A 21,843-nucleotide genomic window follows, 5' to 3' on the forward strand; every position below is an offset into this window, starting at 1 on the left:
CTCTACCGCTTGAACCAGTGTCGCATCGAGAAATACGCAACGACACCGACCGCGATCACCAGACATGCGCCGGCGATCGCATCGAACGCCCACGGCTCCTCGGCATAGGGCAGGCCCTTCACGTTCATGCCGTACAGGCCGGTCAGGAACGTCAGCGGCAGGAACACCATCGCCGCGATCGAGATGATCAGCGAGCGGTTGTCGATCTGTTCGGCGCGCAGGTCCGTCAGGGTCTCGTGGATCAGCGCCGAGCGCTCGCGGATCGATTCCAGCTCCTCCGCCATCCGCGCGGCGCGGTCCGCCGCCGCCGCCAGATGCAGCCGGTCGTCGTCGGCCAGCCAGTCGCCGGGTAGTGCCGCCAGCTTCTCGAGCGCCGCGCGTTGCGGGCTGAGGAAGCGTTTGTAGCCGATCGCCGCGACACGCACCTTGCTGACCGCGCGGCGCAGTTCGAACACGCGGTTGGCGTCGAGCTGTTCCTCGCAATCGTCGAGCTCGTCGCCGAGCGTCGCCACATCGGGATCGAGATCGGTGGTGATCGCGGTGGCGAACGCGGCGATCAGGTCGCCCGGATCGCGCACCTCGTGGCGCTCGACCATCTTCTCCACCTCGGCGACCGCGATCAGCGGCTTGCGCGTGACCGAATAGACGCGGCCCTTCACCGCCCATATCCGCACCGAGGCGAGCAGGTCGGAGGTGTCGAGTTCCTCCTTCGATCGCCCACGCAGATTGAGGAACGCGCCGTCGCCGACAGCCTCGCAGCGCGGCCGGGTCTCGGTCGCGGTCAGCGCGTCGACGACATAGTCGAGCAGCTTGGCCTCGTCGCGGAGCCAGGTCTGTGCATGCTCGGCGGTGGTCGACAAATGCACCCAGACGAGGTCGGCGGTGCAGGTGAGCGCTTCCTTGACGTCGACGCGGGTCGCTTTCCCATCGACGATCCGGAAGGCGAAACCGCTCATCGTGCCAGCTCGACTTCGACCGACAGGCCGGTGCCGGGATCGGCGGGCATCGCCGCGCACAGCCGGGCGGCATCGGCTCGCGCCCGGTCTAGGATCGCCGCGGGGACGTCAGGGCCGTGATAGACCCGGTCGGCGCTGGCGAGCGCGCGCGCCTGGCGTAGCGTCAGGTCCTCGGGATCGTCGGAAAGCAGAACGAGGGTTATCGCTACGTCCCGCTTTCCAGAGAACTCGGCGGTTGGGGTCAGCCATGCGTCCACGTCATGCGTCGGCGATAGCGGATCGAGCATGCCGCCCGCCCCCATCGCCGTAGCCAGCGCACGGCGACGCTCCCCCATATCGGGCCAGCGCTGGCGCAAGGCCCCCCGCGCAGCCTGCAATGCCAGTGCCAGCTTGCCGAGATCGGCGGGGATCAGCGCCTCTAGGCGCTGGCGCAATGCCGCCGCCAAGCCGGCCGACACCCCGCTGGTGCCGATCGCGATCAGCACCGGGGCGCGGTCGACGATCGCCGGCAGCGTAAAGTCACACAGCGCCGAGCGGTCGACCGCGTTGACGAGGATGCCACGCGCCTTCAGCCGCGCGACCGCCGCCAGCGCTTCGTCCTCGTCGTCGATCGCGACGATCGCGAGCGAAGCGCTAGCATCTTCGCCGACGACGTCAGCCCCCGCGCGATCGAGCAACCGCCGCTTCGCATCCGCCGCCTCGCCCTCGCCCAGCAGGATCACCGGGCGCCCTGCCAGCCTCACGAACAGCGGCAGGCTCTGGAGTATCACCGCTTGAGCCATTCGGGCACGCGCTCGGCGGCCAGGATCGTCTCCGGGTGGATGCGGTCGGCGACCACCGCGAACCGGTCGCCGTCGACCAGCACCTCGGGCACCAGCGCGCGGCTGTTGTAGGTCGACGCCATCGTCGCGCCGTACGCCCCGGCGGTACGGAAGATGCCGAGATCGCCCGACTTCACCGCGTCGATATCGCGGCCCATCGCGAAGGTATCGCCGGTCTCGCACACCGGCCCGGCAATGTTGGCGGTCATCCGATCGCCGGTCGGCGCGACCGCGACGAAATCGTGATACGCGTCGTACATCGCGACGCGCGCGAGGTCGTTCATCGCCGCATCGACGATCACGTATGGGTTTACCACGCCCGGCTTTACCCAGATCACTTCAGTCAGAAGCACACCGGCATTGCCCGCGATCACGCGACCGGGCTCGAACATGAGTTCGACGTCCCAGTCGGCGGTCGCGCGTGCGACCATCGCGCCATAATCCGCTGGGCTCGGCAGCACGTCGCCAGGCTTGTACGGCACGCCGAGACCGCCACCGAGATCAACGCGGCTGATCGTGTGCCCCGCATTGCGCAGCTCTGCGACCAGCTCGCCGATCCGCGCATAGGCGGCCTCCAGCGGCGCAAGATCGGCGAGCTGGCTGCCGATGTGGATCGCCACGCCGCGCAGGTCGAGGCCATCGTGCTTCGACAGGCGGTCGAACATCGCCACAGCCTGGTCGATCGCGACGCCGAACTTGTTCTCCTTGCGCCCGGTCGAGATCTTTGCGTGCGTGCCAGCATCGACGTCGGGGTTCACGCGCAGCACCGCCGGCGCGCGTTCGCCGCGAGCGTGGGCAAGCGCGGCGAGGACTTCGCCTTCCTCCTCCAGCTCGAGATTGAACTGGCCGATCCCCGCGTCGAGCGCCTGCGCCAATTCGCGCCGCGTCTTGCCGACGCCCGAGAACACGATGTCCGACGCCGGGATGCCCGCCGCCAGCGCGCGCTGCATCTCGCCGGCCGAAACCACATCGGCGCCGTAGCCCTCGTCGGCCAGCACGCGCAGCACCGCGACGTTGGGGTTTGCCTTGATCGCATAGGCCAGATGGACGCGTCCGGCGCCCTTCAGCGCGTCGCGGAACACCTGCGCGTGACGGCGGAAGGTAGCGGTCGAGTAGACGTAGACGGGCGTGCCGACGGCTTCGGCGATCGCCGGCAGGGCGACGTCCTCGGCGTGCATGACCCCGTCACGATAGGCGAAATGATCCATGGTTCAGGTCTTCAATTCGGCGGCGGCAGGTCGAACTCGTCGCTGCGGCGCGGCTGGGACGTGGTGAGCAGCTCGTCGCTGCGCTGCGGGCGTTGCTGCGTGGTGGGGGTCAGCAGTTCCGCGGGTGTCGGCGGCGTTTTCGCACCATAGGGCGCGACCGGGAGCGTCTTGCCCTCCGCAGGGACGAGGCCGTCCGCCGCGCCACAACCCGACAGGGCCAGCGCCAATCCCACGATGCCAAAAAGCCGTTTCATGCCGTTTCTCCCCCCGCCGTCTCGGCACGCGCCGCACGGATCGCAGCGCGTACATTGTCGGGCGCGGTGCCACCGAAGCTGGTCCGGCTGGCGACCGACGCATCGACCGAAAGCACGCCGTACACGCGTTCGTCGATCCGTGCATCGATTGCCTTCAGATCCTCGATCGGCAGCGCATCCAGCGCCACCTTGCGCTCCTCCGCCAGTTTGACGGCACGTCCCGTAACATGATGCGCCTCGCGGAACGGCAGCCCCGCCTCCCGCACCAGCCAGTCGGCGAGATCGGTCGCGGTCGCAAAGCCGCTCTCGGCCAGCCCGCGCATCCGATCGGTGCGGAACGTCGCGCTCTCGACCATCCCGGTCATCGCGGCGATCGACAGCGCGAGCAGGTCGTGCGCCTCGAACACCGGCGGCTTGTCGTCCTGCATGTCCTTCGAATAGGCGAGCGGCAGGCCCTTCATCGTCACCATCAGCGCGGTCATGCAGCCGAGGATGCGGCCCGAGTGCCCGCGCACCAGCTCGGCGGCATCGGGATTGCGCTTCTGCGGCATGATCGAGCTGCCCGTCGACCATTGATCACTCAGCGCCACGAAGCCGAACGGCTGCGACGCCCACAACACGAACTCTTCGGCAAGCCGCGAGAGGTGCAGCGAGGTCTGCGTCGCGGCAGTCAGGTATTCGATCGCGAAATCACGGTCGCTGACACCGTCGAGCGAGTTCGTCATCGGCCCGTCGAAGCCTAGCGCCTCGGCGGTCATCGCGCGGTCGATCGGAAAGCCCGTTCCCGCCAACGCAGCCGAGCCCAGCGGCGATCGGTTCATCCTTGCGCGGGCATCAGCGAACCGCCCGACGTCGCGCGAAATCATTGCGTGATAGGCCATCAGGTGATGCCCCAGCGTCACCGGCTGCGCCGACTGCAAGTGCGTAAAGCCCGGCATAACGCTCGCCGCATGCTCTTCAGCCCGCGCGAGAAGCGCCGCCCGGAACCCGGCGAGCGCCGCCAGCGCCTGATCGATCGCATCGCGCACCCACAGCCGGAAATCGGTCGCGACCTGATCGTTGCGTGAGCGCGCGGTATGCAGTCGCCCAGCGACCGGCCCGATCGCGTCGGCCAGTCGCGCCTCGGTCTGCATGTGGATGTCCTCGAGGACGAGATCCTCCTCGACGCCGTGCTCGGCATAATGCGCCGCGACCGTGTCGAGGCCCGCCGAAATCGTCGCGGCGTCCTCCGCCGAAACGATGCCCTGCTGGCCAAGCATCGCGACATGCGCCTTCGAGCCGGCAATATCCTGCTGCCAGAGGCGCTTGTCGAAGGGAATGGAGGCGTTTATCTCGCGCATGACCGCTGCCGGCCCCTCGGCGAACCGCCCACCCCACATCGAATTGGAACCGTCCATGTTCTCGAATCCTGTGTTCAATTCGCTGTTAAAGTCTGGGCCGATCGCCGCCGTGATGGGGATGGGCCTGCTGGTTGCCGGCTGCGATAGGAAATCGCCCGCGCCGGAGCAAGCAAACGTCGTCGCGGCGAATGCCGTGTCCGCCGACGAGGTCGCGTCCGGCCCTGCGCCCGACGAAGCGACCGGTCCGGCCGCCAGTGCGAAAAAGCTGGACCGCAGCCACAAGGGCGAGACCGGGCCGGCGGTCGCCTTCACCGCGCCCGACGGCAAGCCGGTGACGCTCGCCTCGTTCAAGGGCAAGCCGCTGCTGCTGAACCTGTGGGCGACCTGGTGTGCGCCTTGTGTAGCCGAGATGCCGACGCTCGACGCCGCAGCGAAGTCGCTCGCTGGCAAGGTTCAGGTCATCGCGGTCAGCCAGGACATGCAGGGCGCAGAGAAGGTGACGCCGTTCTTCGCCGCGAAGACATTCTCGACGTTGCGACCCTATCTCGATCCGAAGCTTGGCCTGAGCCTCGCCTACCAGGCGAACCTGCCGACCACGATCCTGTACGATTCGGCGGGCAAGGAAGTGTGGCGGATGACCGGCGGGTATGAATGGAACACGCCGGCCGCCGCCAAACTGATCGCCGAAGCGTCGTAACCCGCTACGGGGTACCGGCCCGCCTTGGTGACGAGCCAAAGGTTGATGGCGGACCGGCACCATACCCTAGGACAGATTGCCGCCCGGTACACCCGGTCAGACGGCCGCAGCTAGCGACCGATCCGATTCGCTAGCCACGTTGCCGCGGCCTCGGGCGTCTGCTTATCCGTATCGCGGTCCACGCGGTAGTTCGCCGCGCGCATCGCCTCGACCGGGATGCGCCCGACTAGCGGCTTCAGGGTGGCGACGAACTTCGCGTCCCCTGCCCGCTTCGGGGCGACCATCAGGATCGCGTCGTAGCTGGGGATCGCCCGCCGCGGATCGGTCAGCACGGTCAGCCCATCCGCCGCGATCCGCCCATCCGACGAGAAGGCCGAGATCACGTCGGCGTTGCCGCTTTCCAGCGCACGGTACATGAAGGTCGGGCTGTACGGCGTCGTCTTGGCGAAGCGGAGCGGATAGGAGCGCTTCACCGCGGCCCATTCGGGACGTTCGAGGAATTCGAGATCGCTGCCTAGCGTCAGGGAGGGCGCGGCCTTCACTAGATCGTCGAGGCTGGCGATGCCCTTGGCCTTTGCCGCGTTGCCCTTCATCGCGAAGGCATAGGCGTTCTCGAACCCGAGCGACCCGACCAGGCCGACGTGATGCTCGCGCCTTGCCCAGTCGGCGATCGCGGCGACCATCGCCGGGCGTTCTGGGACGTCGTTGCGCTTCATCTCGTTCGCCCAGATCGTCCCGGCGTAATCGACATAGACGTCGATATCGCCGCCGGAGAGCGCGCCGAACACGACCGCCGAGCCGAGGCCGTCGCGGTATTCGACGGTATAGCCGGCCTGTTCGAGCCGGTCGCCGATCAGCCGCGCGAGGATGTATTGCTCGGAGAAGTTCTTCGCGCCGACCACGACGACCGTGCGGTCCGCGCCACCCTTGGGCCAGAGCGGTGCCGTCGCGGCCGCGGTGCCCAACACCAGCACCACCGCGCTCGCGATCCACAGCCAGCGGCGGCGCGCGCGGATGCCGTATTCGATCGCGCCGATCAGCGCGTCCACCGCCAGCGCGAGCGCCGCCGCCGAGACGCAGCCGGCGAGCACCAGCGCCCAGTTCTGCGTCTGCAGACCGGCGAAGATCATGTCACCGAGGCTCGGCTGACCGACCGTCGTCGACAGCGTCGCTGCGCCGATCGTCCAGACCGCCGCGGTGCGGATGCCGGCGATCAGTACGGGGGCGACCAAAGGTGCCTCGACCAGCCGTAGTTTCTGCGCGGGAGTCATGCCGACCGCGTCCGCCGCCTGGATCACCGCGGGATCTATGCCGTGCAGTCCCGCGACCGCATTCCGCAGGATCGGGAGGAGGGCATACAACGTGAGCGCGATCAGCGAAGGGAGGAAGCCGAGCGCGGGGATGCCGCCGCCGACCAGCGCGGAGAGGCTGAGCAGCAGCGGGTAGAACAAGGCGAGCAGCGCGAGGCTCGGGATCGTCTGGACGAGGCTCGCGAAACCGAGCGACACGCGCGCCACGGTCGCGTTGCGCGCGGACCAGATGCCGAGCGGCAGACTGATCGCGATGCCGAGCAGTAGCGCCGCCGCGGACAGAAGGACGTGGTTGGCGAGCAGCGGCGGCACGCGGCCGAGCGCGTCGAGGAACGCGCTCATGCGACTAGCGCCTGGAGGCGTTCGGCCTGCGCGCGCGGCACCTGCACCAGCGCCTGTGCGTCGTCGCCACCCTTGCCGGCGACGAGGTCGGCGGGCGTGGCGTCGGCGACGATCCGTCCCGCCTTCATCACCAGCACGCGGTCGGCCAGCAGCAGCGCCTCGGCCATGTCGTGCGTGACGAGGATCGTGGTCAGCCCGAGCCGGTCGTGGAGTTCGCGGATCCGCGTGCCGAGCGCATCGCGCGTGACCGGGTCGAGCGCGCCGAACGCCTCGTCGAGCAGCAGCAGTTTCGCGCCGGGTGCGAGCGCACGCGCGATCCCGACACGCTGGCGCTGACCACCCGAGAGCGCATCGGGCATGCGGCCCGCAATGTCGCGGGGCAAGTCGACGAGGTCGAGCAGTTCGCCGACCTTCGCCTTGTCCGTGCGGCCGGCGATGCGCAGGCCGATCGCGATGTTCTCGGCGATCGTCATGTGCGGGAACAGGCCGATATTCTGGAAGACGTAGCCGATCCGGCGGCGGAGTTCTGGGGCGGGCTCGTCGGCGACGTCGGCACCGTCGATCGTCACGCGGCCTTCGCTCGGCTCGACCAGGCGGTTGAGCGTCTTCAGCAGCGTCGACTTGCCCGAACCGGACGTGCCGACGAGCGCGACGAAACTGCCGGGTGCGATCTCCAGCGAGACCGCGTCGACGGCGATCGTCGTGCCCCCAGCGCCTGGGTATCTCTTGGTGACGCGTTCGAAAGCGAGCGCTGGGGAATTGTCTGGCATCTGCGCGCAGGATGCGGGAAACATACCGGAAAATCAAATGGAGAGGGTATGAGCCAGCAGGGCATTTTCATCACCGGCGGCGGATCGGGGATCGGCCGCGCGACCGCGATACTGTTCGCGCGGAAAGGCTGGCGCGTCGGGCTCGCCGACGTCAACGTCGCAGGGCTTGCCGAGACCGCCGCGCTGCTGCCCGCGGGGATGGTCAGCACCTACCAGATGGACGTGCGCGACCGCGATGCGTGGGTGGCGTCGCTCGATGCGTTCGTCGCGACCACCGGCGGGCGACTCGACGTGCTGTTCAACAATGCCGGGATCGGATCGGGCGGACCGCTCGCGGAGACCGACTTCGCCGAGATCGACCGGGTGATCGCGATCAACCTGGTCGGCGCGCTGAACGGGGCGCGGATCGGCCATGCGTATCTGAAGCGGACGCCGGGATCGTGCCTGCTCAACACCGCGTCGGCGTCGGCGATCTATGGCTCGGCGGGGCTCGCGCCTTATTCCGCGACCAAGTTCGGAGTGCGCGCGATCACCGAGGCGCTCGATGGCGAATGGGCGGCAGACGGCATCAAGGTGCGCTCGATCGTGCCGAGCTTCATCGACACGCCGCTGCTCGATTCCGCGGCGGGGAACAGCAACCACTCGATCCGCGAGACGGTGACGGGCGCAGGACTGGAACTGACCGGCGTGGACAAGGTTGCGGAGGCAGCCTGGGCTGCGGTGCATGGCGACAAGGTGCACACGTTCGTGGGCAAGACCGCGCACCGGATGGCGTTCGCCGCGCGGTGGATGCCGGGTGCGCTGCGCAAGCGGATGCGGCGGGATATGCGGAAGGGCTGAACATCCCCCCTCCCTGCAAGGGAGGGGTCAGGGGGTGGGTCGGCTTCCGCATACCCGGACCTTTGGTGGCTCAAGCCGGCCTACCCACCCCCAACCCCTCCCTTTCAGGGAGGGGCGAGACAGAAGATTTCAGGCGTCGCCGACGATCGCGTCGATCGCTTCGGCCATCTCGATATCCCGCGACGAGAGGCCCCCGGCGTCGTGCGTCGTCAGCAGGATTTCGACGCGATTCCACACGTTCTTCCACTCCGGATGGTGGTTCGCACGCTCGGCAATCAGCGCGACCTGCGTCATGAAGCCGAACGCCTCGACGAAATCGGCAAACACGATCGTCCGCGTGATCGCGTCGCGCGCGTCGTCGTAATCCCACTCGTCGAGGCCATCGAGGGCCTCGGCCCGTTCGGTCTCGTTCAGCGCTTCGATCATCGGGCTCTCCCTTGCCGCCACAGTTCGCCGACGCGTATGGCTGGCGGCATGAGCGGGCAAGCAACAATATCCGGGGAGGCCCCCGACGCGGATGCGATCGAGGCGATCGCGCGGGCGACGATCGCCAGGCTGCCGGCGCAGTTCGCGGAGCATCTCGGCGATATCGTCTTCGTGGTCGAGGAGTATGCCGACGACGAGACGCTGGCGGCGCTGGGCATCGAACACCCGCTGGACCTGTCGGGTCTGTATCATGGCCGCCCGCTCGGCGAGAAATCGTCGATGGACTCAGGCGCGATGCCCGACCGCATCGTCCTTTACCGGCGCGCGATCCTGGAGGAATGGATCGAGACCGGCGTGCGCCTCGACGATCTCGTCGCGCATGTGACGACCCACGAGATCGGCCATCATTTCGGCCTGAGCGACGACGACATGCACGCGCTGGAAGACGCCGCCGAGGACAGCGCGGAAGATCCGGCCACGTGAGTCTCGCGTTTCGCGACGTCGCCTGCGTGCGCGGTGGGCGAATGCTGTTCTCGGGCGTGTCGTTCGGTCTCGGTCCTGGCGACGCAGCGGTCGTCACGGGCCCTAACGGCATCGGCAAGTCGAGCCTGATCCGCGTCGCCGCAGGCCTGTTGCCGCCGTTCGACGGTGCGGTGACCTGCGACACGGACAAGGCGTTGCTCACCGAAGCCAGCGCGCTCGACACGGACCGGACCCTGGCCGCCGCGCTCCGCTTCTGGGCCAGTCTCGACCGTACCGTCGATCCCGGCGCGCGCGTTGCCGCCGCGTTGGAGGCGCTCGATCTCGGGGCGCTGGCCGATATCCCCGTCCGCCTTCTCTCCACCGGCCAGCGCCGCCGTGCCGCGATCGCGCGCGTCGCCGCCAGCAAGGCCGTGGTCTGGCTGCTCGACGAGCCCGCCAATGGGCTCGACACACACTCGATCACGCGGCTCGAGGCCTTGATCGCCCAGCACCGGACCGAAGGTGGTATCGCGCTCGTCGCCACGCACCTCCCGCTTGCCATGCCGGATGCGCTGGAGATCGCCCTGTGAGGGCCAAGAGCGTGACGACCATGAGGAGCACGCCGTGATCGCGCTCATCCGCCGCGATCTCCGCCACAGCTTGTCCAGCGGCGGCGCGACGCTCGTCGTCGGCTTCTTCCTGCTCGTCGCCACGCTGTTCCCGTTCGCGATCGGGCCCGACGCGGCGCTTCTTGCAAAGATCGGCGGCGGCGTGATCTGGACCGCGGCGCTCCTCGCAGCCCTGCTCCCGGTCGAGCGCCTGATCGGCCCCGATCTCGACGCAGGAATATTCGATCAGCTCGCGGTCCGCGGCCGATCGATGACGCTCGTTGCCGCTGCAAAGACGGTCGCGCACTGGCTGAGCTTCGGGCCCCCGCTGATGCTCGCCGCGATCGTCGCGGCGGGGTTGCTCGGCCTGTCCGGCGACATGCTGCTGCGCGTCGAGATCGGCCTCGCGATCGGCACGCCCGGCCTTGCGGCGCTCGCCGTCGTCACCAGCGCGCTAGTCGCCGGCGTCCGCGGCGGCGGCGCGGTGAGTGGCCTGGTGATGCTGCCCCTCGCCGTTCCTCTGCTCATCTTCGGCGCCGGCTCGCTGGACCCGGCCGGTAGCGCCGGCGCGATCAAGCTGCTCGCCGCGGTCAGCCTCCTCCTGATCGCCGGCGCCCCCTTCGTCGCCGCCGCCGCGATCCGCGCGTCAATGGACTGAGGCTTTCGGCAGACCGTGGTTCCCGTATCGTTACCGGTGCCGTACAATCGTTCGCAAGGCTCCTCGGTCACCAGTGGATTGCGGGCGAAGCGCGGATCCTTCGTCGCGTCCGGAACCAGGAGAAAGTCTTCCTCGAGAATTGCCTAGGCGCAGAACGACGTATCCAGCGGCGTCTCGCGGACGCCAAGACCGACTTCGGCCTTGAAGAACTGCCGACCGGAGCGCAGCGGAAACGGGCGCGGTGCGGCCCGACACGACAGTCATGGTCGGCCAAGATCCAGCGTCGGGCAGCGCTCAGCCGAAGGCGGGTTCCGTCCCCACCTCTCGGGGGGTCAGCAGCATCGCCCGTCGCACCTGTTCTGGGTTCGCCAAGCTTCGCGACGGTTTGCCGATCAGATATCCCTGGATCGAACCACATCCTTCACGCGCGACAATCGATAATTGCGCTGGCTGCTCGATCCCTTCTGCCAGGACGGGCATGTCCAGGCTGGAACCGAGCGCGGTGACGGACCTGAGGATGGCGACGGCCTGCTCACTATGCTCGATCTCGGCGACGAACGACGCATCCAGCTTGATCCGGTCGAAGGGGAACGATCGCAGGACGTCCAGCGAAGAATATCCCACCCCGAAGTCGTCGAGCGCCAGTGCAACGCCCATCGCTTTCAGCTGACGCAGCTGGTTCAAGGCAAAGTCGCGGTCGTGGATGATGGCGCTTTCCGTCAGCTCCAGCGACAGTCGCTCGACCGGCAGACCGCTATCCTCGAGCGCCGACCGCACCGTCTCGACCAACTGCGGATCCGACAGGTGAAGGGGTGACAGGTTGACCGCGACGATATGGCGATTGGTCCACAGAGCCGCCTCGAAACAGGCCTGGCGAAGGACCCAGATACTCAGCGGCACGATCTGTCCGCTTTCCTCCGCCAACGGAATGAACATCGCCGGCGAGATCGTTCCTCGCGTCGGATGGTGCCAGCGGATCAGCGCTTCGTACCCGGTGATCTCGCCGGTCGCGACGGATGCCTGGACCTGGTAGTGAAGTTCGAACGCGCCGGCAGCGACTGCGGCGCGCAGATCGCTGGCAAGCTCGCGCCGATCGCGAACGGCGTCATCCATCTCGGCCTGGTAGTAACAAGGCTCGTCCGAGTGCAGCGATTTTGCGCGGTACATGGCCAGATCCGCCTTGGCGAGAAGCGTATCGGCGTCGAGTCCGTCGTGGACGGCCAGCGCCACGCCGATGTTCGCGCCCACCGAGGCGGTGAACCGTTCGAACGCGAAGGGGGCGACGAAGCTGGCGCGCAGCCGATCGAGGAAATCGGTCAAGTCCGTCGGCGTGTCATACGAGATCAGCGCGGCGAACTCGTCGCCGCCAAGGCGAGCGACAAGTTCGGCCGGACGCTGGACTTCGACGAGCCGAGCCGACAGTGCCATCAGGACCTGGTCGCCTGCCTGATGTCCGTAGGTATCGTTGACCGCCTTGAAACGCGACAGGTCCATCATGACCACCGCCATGCAAGGACGTCCGCCTTTCAATCCGAGCCTGCGGCCGAGTTCCTCATTGAAGCTCATGCGGTTCGGCAGGTCCGTCAAACCGTCGTGCAGCGCCATGCGCCTGAGGCGGCGATAGGACTCGTCCTGGCTATGGCCGTCGATCAGCGCGCTGAGCGCGGCGCATCCGACCACGAGGAGCGCCGCGATCGCGGTCGTCACGCCCAGCGCCGACAGCGTTCCGTCCGACAGGCCGTCGCCGAGTTGCAGGACGGCGATGTTCATCGCGGCCATGCCGGTGAAATGCAGCGCAGCCACGCTCAAGCCCAACAGGCCGCCGGCGCGGATCCGCCGCCATCGGCCAGCTCGTCTCAGGCTGTGAAACGCGGCAGCAGAGAACGCCGACGACAGGACGATCGACGCAATGACGTATTGCCAGTCCCAGGTGACGATCCCGTCGATCCGGTAGGCAGACATGCCGAGATAGTGCATCGCCGACACGGCCACGCCGATGACGGCGCCCCCCGCGATCCCGGCCCAGCGTCGCCGCGCTGCAGCCAGCGCGAGCCCCGGCGCCGCGACGGCGATGGCCAAAAGCAGAGACGCGAGGGTCAGGATGGGATCGAGTATCACCGGCGCCTGCGTGCGGAACGCCATCATCGCCACGAAATGCGTCGACCAGACCATCGTCCCGGTGCTGACCGCCGTCAGCAGAACCCAGCCCAGCCGACTATATCCCGACGCCGATCGGATGCGGCCGAACAACTGCACCGTGGCGGCCGAGCCGATCAGACAGACGGCAAGCGCGACCATCACGAGCCGCAGGTCATGGTCCTGCGTAATGCAAAGTGCGACCCGCATCATGCCGCGGCCCCTTCCCGCCAGAGGTCGCCACGCGCTTCGAGCGCCATCGACGCCTGCCGCGCCAAGCCGAGAAGATAGGCCCGTTGATCGGCAGAGGACGGCGACCGCTTTACCGTGTCCAGCACGCAGAGCGCGCCGACGTCGACACCATTCAACATCCTGAGCGGAGCACCGATATAGTACCGGATGAACGGATCTCCCGTCACCACCCCGAGCTGAGCGAAGCGCGCATCGGTTTCTGGATCGCAGCATTCCAGAACACCGCCCTGGTCGAGCGCGAACCCGCAAAAACCGCTGTCCCGCGGAATGCAGGTCAATGCGAGGCCGATCGTCGCCTTGAACCACTGATCGTCGCTATGGATCAGCGACAACAGCGCGATAGGCGCGTCAAAGGCCAGAGCCGCCTGATTCACGAAACGGTCGAACGCGGGCTCGGGCAGCGTGTCGAGGACACCAAGCCGCTTGACGGCGTGAGAGCGTCGGCGCTCTTGAAAGAGGTTCTTGAGCATCGACGGGTCACCATGGCGGTAGTTGCCCAGGATCTATCCAATAAAACCATTTAGGATTGGTAATCAGATCCTGGCGGAACCAGCGTCTTGCGAGAGGCGTGCGGGGTGAGGCCAGTGTTCCCCGCGTGCGCTCACGGCATCCCGATCAACCCGCCCGATCTGTCGCAGTAGATTTCGCGCCTCGACCGCCCACCCCGCGTTAGTGACCGATTTTCAAACGGTTGAACTATCGCTACGGATTTTAGCGATGAACTCGAAATCAAGTAGCGCTCCGCAGACGTTGCCGCCCGAGTTGCGATTCCTCACCGGGGGCGGCGAGGCGACGCGTCTGATTCTCGGACGTGAATGGTCTGCGCATCCGCTCGGAGAACCCGCCGGCTGGCCCGACATCCTGAAGACCAGTCTCAGCCTCATTCTCAATTCACCGGAGTCGATGATCCTGGCGTGGGGCGAGACCGAGCTGACCTTCTTCTTCAACGAAGCCTATTTCCCGTTGCTGGGACCGCGTGTGGCATGGGCGATGGGGTCGCCGTTCCAAATGGTCTGGCCGGATGCGTGGGAGCAGGCCAAGCCGATCATCGACGACGCATTTGCCGGCCGCAGCCAGCGCTTCACCGACCTGCCGTGGAAGCTCGACACCGATCGCGGCCGGGCGGACACATGGTTCAGCTTTTCGTACTCGCGCGTCCTCGATCCCCATGGGGCGATCGCGGGTGTGTTCATCTTCACCAACGAAACGACCGAGCGGGTGCTGAGCGATGCCGCACTCCGCCAGAGCGAAGAGCGGCTCCGGCTGGTGATCGAGGGCGCCAAGGACCACGTCATCTTCACGACCGATCCGGGCGGGATCGTCACCACTTGGTCGGCGGGCGCCGAAGCGGTCCTGGGCTGGACGGTCGACGAGGCGCTCGGTCGGTCGGCCGCGATGATCTTCACACCGGAGGATCGCGCAAGCGGCGACGATGTGCGCGAACTGGCGGGAGCTGCGCGCGATGGGTGTGCGGCGGACGAACGCTGGCACCTGCGACGCGACGGGTCGCGCGTGTTTCTCACCGGGTCGGTCCATCCGCTCCCGGTCGACGCCCAGGGACAGCTACGCGGGTTCATCAGGATTGCCCGCGACGAGACCCAGCGGTGGCAGGCGCAGCGCGACCTGGAGACGCTCAACGCGACGCTGGAACAGCAGGTCGCTGCGCGCACCGCCGACCGCAATCGGCTCTGGCAGCTATCGGCGGACCTGATGCTCGTCGCCAATTTCGATGGGTCGATCGAAGCCGTCAATCCCGCCTGGACGCGGATCCTCGGCTGGTTGGAGAGCGAACTCGTCGGCGCCGCGCTCTTCTCGCTCATTCATCCCGACGACTTCGATCACACGGTGACGGGCGCGTCGAGTATCGCCTCGGGCGGGACCTATGCGCGGTTCGAGAACCGCTACCGTCACAAGGACGGAAGCTACCGCGACATCGTGTGGGCAGCGGGACCGGGCGACGACCGCATCATCGCGGTCGGACGCGACGCGACCGAGGAGAAGGCGCAGGCCCGTGCGCTGGCGGACGCCGAACAGCAATTGCGCCAGAGCCAGAAAATGGAGGCTGTCGGACAACTGACAGGCGGCCTTGCCCATGATTTCAACAACCTGCTGACGGCAGTGACGGGCGGGCTGGAACTCCTCGGCGCGCGCGTCGCACGGGGCGAGTATGACCAACTCGACCGCTATGTCTCGATGGCGCAGACCGGCGCCAATCGCGCCGCCGCGCTGACCCAGCGGCTGCTGGCCTTTTCCAGACGACAGACGCTCGCGCCGACGCCGACCGATGCCGACCGGTTGATCGCCGGGATGGAGGAGATCATCGATCGAACGCTGGGGCCCGCAATCGAGATGAACATCGTCGCGACCGCGGGCTTGTGGCCGGTGCTGGTCGATGCGCCGCAGCTCGAAAACGCGTTGCTAAACCTGTGTATCAATGCGCGCGACGCGATGCCTGCCGGCGGTCGGCTGACGATCGAGACGAACACCACGCGGCTGGACGCACGCGCGGCCGCGGATCAGGATCTTCCCGAGGGCGAATATGTCTCGCTGTGCGTCACCGACACGGGCACCGGAATGACGCCGGAGATCATCGAACGCGTCTTCGATCCCTTCTTCACGACCAAGCCGATCGGCGAAGGCACCGGGCTCGGCCTGTCGATGATCTATGGTTTCGTCCGGCAATCGGGCGGTCAGGTGCGCATCCATTCGCAAATAGGCCAAGGTACGACGATGTGCCTTTATCTGCCGCGTCATCGTGGCGAGGTCACCGCGGACGATAGGATCATCGACGCGGGAAGCCCGGTTCGCGCCATCGCCGGCGAGACCGTGCTGATCGTCGAGGACGAGATCGCGATCCGGCAACTGGTAGCCGAGGTGCTCGTCGAAGCGGGCTACCGCGTACTGGAGGCGTCGAACGGCCCGGGAGGCGTCGCCGTGCTGCGATCCGACGAGCGGATCGACCTCCTGATCACCGACGTGGGCCTGCCCGGTGGTCTCAACGGCCGTCAGGTGGCCGATGCCGGACGCGCCGTCCGGCCGATGCTCAAGGTCCTGTTCGTTACGGGCTATGCCGCGAACGCAGCGGTAGGTGCGGGGCATCTGGAAGAGGGAATGGAGGTGCTGACCAAGCCCTTCAACATCGCCGATCTCGAACAGCGCATCCGGCGCATACTCGCGAGCGAGACCTCGATCTCGGGGGATGTCCGGTCTTAAGGGCGGGATAATCGAGCTGATACCGCCGGTCCGCGGTTCGTCGGATTTCAGCAGGATGCCAGATCCGGCGTCGCAGGCATGAAATTCTACGGCTCAATCGCGGCGCTTGTTCGTTGCCTTCTCCTCACGGGAGTACGGCGTTGGACCACGTATTGATTATCGAGGACGAACCGATGATCGCCCTCTCCATCCAGATGACCCTGGAGGACGAAGGAATCACGAGCTTCGACATCGCCGCTACCGAGGCCGATGCGGTCGCCATGGCGAACGAGCGCCTGCCGACGTTCATCACCTCGGATGTGGCGCTGCTCGAGGGTACCGGGCCACGCGCCGTTGCCGCCATTCTCGCCAGGCATGGCGGTATCCCGGTTCTTTTCCTGACCGGCAATCCCGAGGACTGCGTTCCCGTCACGCCGCCTGCGGTCGTTCTCACCAAACCGTTCAACGCGCGGCAGATCGCCCTGACTTACAGAGCACTGACCAGTCACCACGCGACATAGCGAGGCTTCCGCACCCCCTGATCCATGCGCGCTTGGAACCGGGATCATGCTGTCGTTACAGGCCGGCGCCCTCCATGTTTCACACGCGGAGATCGAGCACCTGACGAATTTTCGTCGCGAGTTCCTCGATCGAAAACGGCTTGCCGATGAGCTCTACGCCGACGTCGAGGACGCCGTTATGATAGACCGCGTTGCGGGAATAGCCGGTGGTGAACAGCACCTTCAGCCCCGGCCTTCGCTCCAGTGCCAGTTCGGCCAGTTTCGCTCCGTTCACTTCCGGCATCACCACATCGGTGAACAGCAACGCGATCTCCGGATGCGCTTCCAGCATACGCAGGGCGGCGGCCGCCCCATCCGCTTCGAGAACGCGGTAGCCGAGCATCCCCAACGCATCCATGCTGAACTGGCGAACGGCCGGTTCGTCTTCGACCACCAGGATGACTTCACCCTGTTCACTGACCGGCGCGTCGGATACCGCCTCCTCCACACAATGCGCGACGTCGGCACCGACGAGCCGTGGCATGTAGACCTTGACCGTCGTGCCTTCGCCGCGTTCGGAATAGATTTTCACGTGACCGCCCGACTGTTTGACGAAGCCGTATACCTGGCTGAGCCCGAGGCCGGTCCCCTTGCCGACTTCCTTGGTCGTAAAGAACGGGTCGAACGCCTTGGCGATCACGTCCTCGCTCATGCCTTCACCCGTGTCGGTGACGGCAATCAGGACATACTGCCCCGCCGAAACGCCGATATGGGCCGCCGCGTAGCGATCGTCGAGATGCGCGTTCTGCGTTTCGATCGTCAGCCTGCCTCCTTCCGGCATCGCGTCCCGCGCGTTGACCGCCAGATTGAGGATCACGTTCTCGAGCTGGTTGGAGTCGGCAAGCGTCCGCCAGCTGCCGCCCGCGAGCACCGTCTCCATCTGGATATCCGTGCCGATGGACCCCCGGATCAACGTCGACATGCCGGTAACCAGCCGGTTGACGTCGATCGGTTCGGGATTGAGCGGTTGGCGGCGCGAGAAGGCGAGTAGCCGCTGGGTCAGGTTCGCCGCCCGACGGGCACCGTCGTTGGCGGCATCGATATAGCGCCTGGAACGGGCGTCATCGATACCGATACGCCGTCCCAGCAGGTCGAGCGAGCCGATCACGACCGCGAGCATATTGTTGAAATCGTGAGCGATACCGCCGGTGAGTTGACCGACGGCCTCCATCTTCTGGCTTTGGCGCAACGCGTCCTCGGTCAGCGCCTGCTCGGCGAGGGCAGCGGCGACGCGGGCTTCGAGTTCGGCCTCTGCGACCTTGCGTTCGTCGATATCGATGACGGACCCGACATAGCCGAGATACGTGCCATCGTGATCGAACCGCGCCGCCGCCGCATCGATCGTCCAGCGATACACGCCGTCGGCACGACGCAGGCGGAAATCCACGCGGTAATTGCGGCGCTCGGCATTGGCCGTCACGAACGCCCTCTCGGCAGCAGGACGATCGTCCGGATGGACCGCCTCCAGCCAGCCATACCCCTCGCCGCGGCCCTTCTCCTGGCCGGTAAAGGCATACCATCCGGCATTGAGATACGTGCAGACCCCCGAGGGATCGGTCACCCACATCATCACGGGCGCATTGTCCGCCATGTTGCGGAACCGGGCTTCGCTCTCCCGCATACGGTCGTCGGCCCGCAGCCGCTCGACCGCCGTGGCGGTTTGCGCCACCAGCGTTTGCAGGACCTCCAGCTCACCGTCCGAGAACGCCGGCCCCTTTCGGCCGAACGACAGCGTGCCCAATAGCCTGTTCCCGCGCATCAGCGGCGAACTCAGATATGTCTGGAGCCCAATCGCCTTGAGGAAAGCGGCATCGGGATTGTCGAGATCCTGGATCCGAGAGAGATGCACGGCCTCATGCGTCTGCGCGACGACGCCGCAGATCGTCTGACCGTATTCAAGACGTCCGGCCTGCTGCTCGATCTCCGGCGGCAGTCCCATCGCCGCGACCAGACGGAGATCGTTATCGCCGCAAGCGTAGAAAAAACAGGTGTCGAGCGCGAAGGGGCGTTCGAGCAACGCAAACATATCACGGATCATCGTCGCCGCATCATCGGCCGCCAACAGTAGCGCCGCGCCTTGCGCCAGCAGCGACAAACGCTGTCCTCGCTTTTCGGCGCGCGCCGTCTCGGCTTCGGCGAGTGCGGCGGTTCGGCGGAGTTCCAGCTGCGCCATCGTGTGTGCTGCCAAGGCCCGCAACGCCCGTTCCTGCCGCCTGCTGATTCCCTCGGGGCGCGGGCTGGTATCGAGCACGCATACCGTTCCAACCGGTACGCCCTCGGGCGTCTGGAGTACGGCGCCCGCATAGAAACGAAGCCCCTCGACGACATGGACCAATGGATTGCCATCGAACCGTGCATCCTGCGAGAGGTCGGGCACGACCATCACGCCGGGTTGCAGAACCGCATGACGACAAATCGAAACGTCGAGCGGTAGTTCATTGCGGCCAATGCCGACCTCGGCCTTGAACCACTGCCGTTCGTCGGTCACGAAATTGACGACCGCCATGGGTGCATCCAGAATGTCGGCGGCCATCTCGGCGACGTCGTCGAACACACGCTCGCGCGCGGTGTCGAGTATCCCGTAACGGTCCAACGCCGCTGCGCGAGCGGCATTGTCGATGTCACAGCCCGATGGCGCGGGCCCGTCCCTTGAATCGCTATCGTTCATGTGTTGCCCGTTGTTCGATCTCGTCGTCACGTCAACGCTCTGCAACGGCCTTTGACCCAAACCTTCGACCCGCTCCATCTTCGGACACCCACGGACCCCGGATGCAGCGGCCCGGTCCCGTTGGACACCGGCAAGCAGGACGATCGAAGTCGGGCAAAACCGTCATAGTCACGGGGGCACCCGCGAGGGTCTACCGCGCTGCCGAAGACCAGCCTCGCTGCATCGTCGCAGCGAATTTCGATGGATTCTTCCACGGGCCGACCGATTTCCCCGTCCAAGCGAAACAAGACCGATGCCGTGCGTGACGCGGTGTAACCAAACGCTAAGCTTTCCGCGTTAAGCATACCGCGATGTTCGTATCGCTAACAGCGCGTATCGCCGCGATCGGGCTGATAGTGCTCCTGGCGTTAGGGTCTTTGGCAGGGCTTCTCGCCGACGCTTCGTACCAGGCAAGCCAGAGCTTCCAATGGGCCGCGCATTCTGCCGGAATCATCGAGACGACCGAGGCTGCACTGGGTGACTTGCGCGAGGCGGAGTCCGGCCAGCGCGGTTTCATCATCACCCGCAATCCAGCCTATGCCCGGTCGTTTGCGGTACGTGTGACCAGCGCTGCACGGACCATCGCGAGAGTCGTTCAACAGACTGACGACAACCCGCTTCAGCACGCGCGCGCGCAAGAAATCGCGCTGCTGATGAAGGAACGTTCTGTTTTCTTGCTGCAGCCGCTCGACCTTGCCCGCCATGGCAATTTTCCCGGCGCGGTCGCGGTCATCACGAGCGGCCGCGGTCGGGAACTGATGGATGCGATCAGCGTACGCGCCAAAGGCTTTCTCGATGAGGAACGCGCGCTTCAGACCACGCGGCAGGACGCGGCGGTCCAGCGCCTGCACAGCGGCAAGAGGCTGGCCATCCTGGGCGCGATCGCCGTCGGGTTTGTCGTCATCGGCAGCTTTGCCTTCCTGATCCGGAGAATCCGTCGCCCGCTGGAGACGATGATGCGCGCCATGACCGCGCTTGGCAGCGGCGAACAGGAGGCGCGGATCGACACGGCGATGGGGTCTCGGGAGTTTACCCGCCTCGCCTTGGGCTACAATGCGATGGCCGACCGACTGGAGGGCGCCGTCGCCGATCGGGGCGACAGCGAACGCCAGTTGCAGATCGTCAACGCAGAGCTCGAACGGAATAGCAAAACGCTGCAGGAACGCGGCGACGTGATCGAGCTTCTCGGCGGCATGGCGCATCGCATGCAAGCCGCGCGCACCGACGACGAGCTGGCTCAGATCATCCGGGTGTTCGTACCGCAGGTATTGCCGGACATATCCGGCGCCCTGTACGCGCACAATAATTCGCGCAATTGCCTCGTCCCCGTCGCCAGCTGGGGCGGCATAACCGTGCCGCTCGACGGCTTTGCGCCGGAGCGATGCTGGGCGCTGCGCCGTGGTCAGAGCCACTCCGTCGTGGACCCCGGACGCGAGATCATCTGCGCGCACGTGGCCGAGGACGAGGTCTATCACTGCGAACCGTTGCTGGCGGGTGGCGAGGTGATCGGCGTGCTGTATCTGCGTGGCCGGATCGAAGCCGAGAACCGTTTTCGGATGAGTGTGCTGACCGAGAACATCGCCTCGGCGCTGGTGAACCACCGATTGCAGCGGTCGCTGCGCGAGCAGACGATCCGCGATCCGCTGACCGGCCTGTTCAATCGTCGTTACATGGAAGAGGCGCTGAAGCTGGAGATCGCCCGGGCCTCGCGGGCAGGCAGTCCGCTCAGCCTGGTCATGTGCGACATCGATCATTTCAAGCGGTTCAACGACGAGTTCGGCCACGACGCCGGCGACGCCGTGCTGCAAACGGTCGCCGCGGAAATGCGCAGTCGGTTCCGTGACGGCGATGTGGTCTGTCGCTTCGGAGGCGAGGAGTTCACGATCATCGCGCCGGGGACGACCGCGGAAGCGCTTGCCGGCCGCGTCGAGGTCGTACGGCAAGCTGTTGCCGAACTGAACGTCCGGCATGGCAACCGCACGCTGGGCTCGACCAGCATGTCGTTCGGCATCGCTACATGGTCCGACGTCATGGACAAGGATGGCGCCACGCTCATCCAGGCGGCGGACATGGCCTTGTATCAATCCAAGCGTGAGGGCCGCAACCGCGCCACTATCAGCATGCTCGCGGCCTGATCCAGCCGGTTCCAAGCCCGCAAGCGGACCGGCCCGACACGGCCGATGGCTCCAGCGCCGGCAGAGCGAGCCCGCCGGCGCTGGTATAGGCAAGAGTCTAGTTCCACATCGATGCGGCCGTGATCGAACGCTCGCGGTGAGCGTTCGATCACGAGCAGTCCGAGGCCAT

General features: G+C 66.4%; 19 protein-coding genes. 8 read left to right on the forward strand and 11 right to left on the reverse strand.

Annotation, left to right across the window (positions count from 1 at the left end; all coding sequences use genetic code 11):
* Positions 1–2: 2 nt before the first annotated feature.
* Genes BM244_RS16270 through argH form a run of 5 tightly spaced genes read right to left on the reverse strand, consistent with a single transcriptional unit; the run spans position 3 to position 4,636 of the window.
* A complete protein-coding gene (locus tag BM244_RS16270; RefSeq protein ID WP_093399947.1) occupies positions 3–956 on the reverse strand; it encodes a zinc transporter ZntB in 954 nt (317 codons plus the stop codon).
* Entirely contained in the window at positions 953–1,738 is a 786-nt protein-coding gene (locus BM244_RS16275; protein WP_254784489.1) for a precorrin-2 dehydrogenase/sirohydrochlorin ferrochelatase family protein, read from the reverse strand. Before BM244_RS16275 ends, BM244_RS16270 begins: the two co-directional genes overlap by 4 nt.
* Entirely contained in the window at positions 1,723–2,985 is a 1,263-nt protein-coding gene (gene lysA, locus BM244_RS16280) for a diaminopimelate decarboxylase (protein WP_093399948.1), read from the reverse strand. Before lysA ends, BM244_RS16275 begins: the two co-directional genes overlap by 16 nt.
* 11 nt (positions 2,986–2,996) lie before the next feature.
* Positions 2,997–3,239, reverse strand: coding sequence for a hypothetical protein (locus BM244_RS16285; protein ID WP_093399949.1), 243 nt, complete (start codon positions 3,237–3,239; stop codon positions 2,997–2,999).
* Positions 3,236–4,636, reverse strand: a complete 1,401-nt coding sequence (gene argH / locus BM244_RS16290; RefSeq protein ID WP_254784490.1) for an argininosuccinate lyase — start codon at positions 4,634–4,636, stop codon at positions 3,236–3,238. The genes BM244_RS16285 and argH overlap by 4 nt, the downstream gene beginning before the upstream one ends.
* Between argH and BM244_RS16295 the strand changes: the two genes are divergently transcribed.
* Positions 4,635–5,276 (forward strand): TlpA family protein disulfide reductase, encoded by a 642-nt coding sequence (locus BM244_RS16295; protein ID WP_093399950.1) that lies wholly within the window; start codon positions 4,635–4,637, stop codon positions 5,274–5,276. The two genes, argH and BM244_RS16295, sit on opposite strands and share 2 nt — an antisense overlap.
* A 110-nt stretch (positions 5,277–5,386) precedes the next feature.
* Here the strand turns inward: BM244_RS16295 and BM244_RS16300 are convergent, their stop codons facing one another.
* Positions 5,387–6,928 (reverse strand): ABC transporter permease/substrate-binding protein, encoded by a 1,542-nt coding sequence (locus tag BM244_RS16300; RefSeq protein WP_093399951.1) that lies wholly within the window; start codon positions 6,926–6,928, stop codon positions 5,387–5,389.
* Complete coding sequence (locus BM244_RS16305) at positions 6,925–7,698, reverse strand: ATP-binding cassette domain-containing protein (RefSeq protein ID WP_093400076.1); 774 nt, start codon at positions 7,696–7,698, stop codon at positions 6,925–6,927. The genes BM244_RS16300 and BM244_RS16305 overlap by 4 nt, the downstream gene beginning before the upstream one ends.
* A 48-nt stretch (positions 7,699–7,746) precedes the next feature.
* Here BM244_RS16305 and BM244_RS16310 point away from each other — a divergent pair, with 48 nt between their 5' ends.
* The gene (locus tag BM244_RS16310; protein ID WP_093399952.1) at positions 7,747–8,538 is read left to right on the forward strand and encodes an SDR family oxidoreductase; all 792 of its coding nucleotides are present in this window, start codon (positions 7,747–7,749) and stop codon (positions 8,536–8,538) included.
* Between the two features lie 129 nt (positions 8,539–8,667).
* Here BM244_RS16310 and BM244_RS16315 read toward each other — a convergent pair whose 3' ends face one another.
* Positions 8,668–8,964, reverse strand: a complete 297-nt coding sequence (locus tag BM244_RS16315; RefSeq protein ID WP_093399953.1) for a 4a-hydroxytetrahydrobiopterin dehydratase — start codon at positions 8,962–8,964, stop codon at positions 8,668–8,670.
* Between the two features lie 48 nt (positions 8,965–9,012).
* On the opposite strand from BM244_RS16315, the gene BM244_RS16320 reads away from it, so the two are divergent.
* The 3 genes from BM244_RS16320 to BM244_RS16330 are packed head-to-tail and all read left to right on the forward strand — an operon-like array spanning position 9,013 to position 10,692.
* Complete coding sequence (locus tag BM244_RS16320) at positions 9,013–9,447, forward strand: metallopeptidase family protein (protein ID WP_093400077.1); 435 nt, start codon at positions 9,013–9,015, stop codon at positions 9,445–9,447.
* Positions 9,444–10,016 (forward strand): heme ABC exporter ATP-binding protein CcmA, encoded by a 573-nt coding sequence (gene ccmA, locus BM244_RS16325; protein ID WP_302847293.1) that lies wholly within the window; start codon positions 9,444–9,446, stop codon positions 10,014–10,016. Before BM244_RS16320 ends, ccmA begins: the two co-directional genes overlap by 4 nt.
* Positions 10,017–10,050: 34 nt before the next feature.
* Positions 10,051–10,692, forward strand: a complete 642-nt coding sequence (locus BM244_RS16330) for a heme exporter protein CcmB (RefSeq protein WP_093399955.1) — start codon at positions 10,051–10,053, stop codon at positions 10,690–10,692.
* Positions 10,693–10,986: 294 nt separating this feature from the next.
* On the opposite strand, the gene BM244_RS16335 is transcribed toward BM244_RS16330, so the two are convergent.
* Together BM244_RS16335 and BM244_RS16340 are read right to left on the reverse strand one after the other, a co-directional pair.
* On the reverse strand, positions 10,987–13,041 hold the full coding sequence (locus BM244_RS16335; RefSeq protein ID WP_093399956.1) for a putative bifunctional diguanylate cyclase/phosphodiesterase: 2,055 nt from the start codon (positions 13,039–13,041) through the stop codon (positions 10,987–10,989).
* The gene (locus tag BM244_RS16340; protein WP_093399957.1) at positions 13,038–13,550 is read right to left on the reverse strand and encodes a GAF domain-containing protein; all 513 of its coding nucleotides are present in this window, start codon (positions 13,548–13,550) and stop codon (positions 13,038–13,040) included. The genes BM244_RS16335 and BM244_RS16340 overlap by 4 nt, the downstream gene beginning before the upstream one ends.
* A 247-nt stretch (positions 13,551–13,797) precedes the next feature.
* On the opposite strand from BM244_RS16340, the gene BM244_RS16345 reads away from it, so the two are divergent.
* Both BM244_RS16345 and BM244_RS16350 read left to right on the forward strand, forming a co-directional pair.
* Complete coding sequence (locus BM244_RS16345; RefSeq protein ID WP_093399958.1) at positions 13,798–16,293, forward strand: PAS domain S-box protein; 2,496 nt, start codon at positions 13,798–13,800, stop codon at positions 16,291–16,293.
* A 140-nt stretch (positions 16,294–16,433) separates the two neighbouring features.
* Positions 16,434–16,793 (forward strand): response regulator, encoded by a 360-nt coding sequence (locus BM244_RS16350; protein ID WP_093399959.1) that lies wholly within the window; start codon positions 16,434–16,436, stop codon positions 16,791–16,793.
* Between the two features lie 79 nt (positions 16,794–16,872).
* Here BM244_RS16350 and BM244_RS23160 read toward each other — a convergent pair whose 3' ends face one another.
* Positions 16,873–19,500 (reverse strand): GAF domain-containing protein, encoded by a 2,628-nt coding sequence (locus BM244_RS23160; protein ID WP_254784491.1) that lies wholly within the window; start codon positions 19,498–19,500, stop codon positions 16,873–16,875.
* A gap of 416 nt (positions 19,501–19,916) precedes the next feature.
* Between BM244_RS23160 and BM244_RS16360 the strand changes: the two genes are divergently transcribed.
* Positions 19,917–21,674 carry a diguanylate cyclase gene (locus tag BM244_RS16360; protein ID WP_368086082.1) on the forward strand — a complete coding sequence of 586 codons (1,758 nt, stop codon included), beginning with the start codon at positions 19,917–19,919 and terminating at the stop codon, positions 21,672–21,674.
* The last annotated feature ends 169 nt before the right edge of the window (positions 21,675–21,843 follow it).

This window comes from Sphingomonas sp. OK281 (assembly GCF_900115295.1).
Taxonomy (GTDB): domain Bacteria; phylum Pseudomonadota; class Alphaproteobacteria; order Sphingomonadales; family Sphingomonadaceae; genus Sphingomonas.

Excerpts from the sequence above, each read along its gene's own strand:
- BM244_RS16270 (WP_093399947.1), bottom strand. The coding sequence starts at position 956 with ATGAGCGGTTTCGCCTTCCGGATCGTCGATGGGAAAGCGACCCGCGTC.
- BM244_RS16275 (WP_254784489.1), bottom strand. The coding sequence starts at position 1,738 with ATGGCTCAAGCGGTGATACTCCAGAGCCTGCCGCTGTTCGTGAGGCTG.
- lysA (WP_093399948.1), bottom strand. The coding sequence starts at position 2,985 with ATGGATCATTTCGCCTATCGTGACGGGGTCATGCACGCCGAGGACGTC.
- BM244_RS16285 (WP_093399949.1), bottom strand. The coding sequence starts at position 3,239 with ATGAAACGGCTTTTTGGCATCGTGGGATTGGCGCTGGCCCTGTCGGGT.
- BM244_RS16295 (WP_093399950.1), top strand. The coding sequence starts at position 4,635 with ATGTTCTCGAATCCTGTGTTCAATTCGCTGTTAAAGTCTGGGCCGATC.
- argH (WP_254784490.1), bottom strand. The coding sequence starts at position 4,636 with ATGGACGGTTCCAATTCGATGTGGGGTGGGCGGTTCGCCGAGGGGCCG.
- BM244_RS16300 (WP_093399951.1), bottom strand. The coding sequence starts at position 6,928 with ATGAGCGCGTTCCTCGACGCGCTCGGCCGCGTGCCGCCGCTGCTCGCC.
- BM244_RS16305 (WP_093400076.1), bottom strand. The coding sequence starts at position 7,698 with ATGCCAGACAATTCCCCAGCGCTCGCTTTCGAACGCGTCACCAAGAGA.
- BM244_RS16310 (WP_093399952.1), top strand. The coding sequence starts at position 7,747 with ATGAGCCAGCAGGGCATTTTCATCACCGGCGGCGGATCGGGGATCGGC.
- BM244_RS16315 (WP_093399953.1), bottom strand. The coding sequence starts at position 8,964 with ATGATCGAAGCGCTGAACGAGACCGAACGGGCCGAGGCCCTCGATGGC.
- BM244_RS16320 (WP_093400077.1), top strand. The coding sequence starts at position 9,013 with ATGAGCGGGCAAGCAACAATATCCGGGGAGGCCCCCGACGCGGATGCG.
- BM244_RS16335 (WP_093399956.1), bottom strand. The coding sequence starts at position 13,041 with ATGATGCGGGTCGCACTTTGCATTACGCAGGACCATGACCTGCGGCTC.
- BM244_RS16340 (WP_093399957.1), bottom strand. The coding sequence starts at position 13,550 with ATGCTCAAGAACCTCTTTCAAGAGCGCCGACGCTCTCACGCCGTCAAG.
- BM244_RS16345 (WP_093399958.1), top strand. The coding sequence starts at position 13,798 with ATGAACTCGAAATCAAGTAGCGCTCCGCAGACGTTGCCGCCCGAGTTG.
- BM244_RS23160 (WP_254784491.1), bottom strand. The coding sequence starts at position 19,500 with ATGAACGATAGCGATTCAAGGGACGGGCCCGCGCCATCGGGCTGTGAC.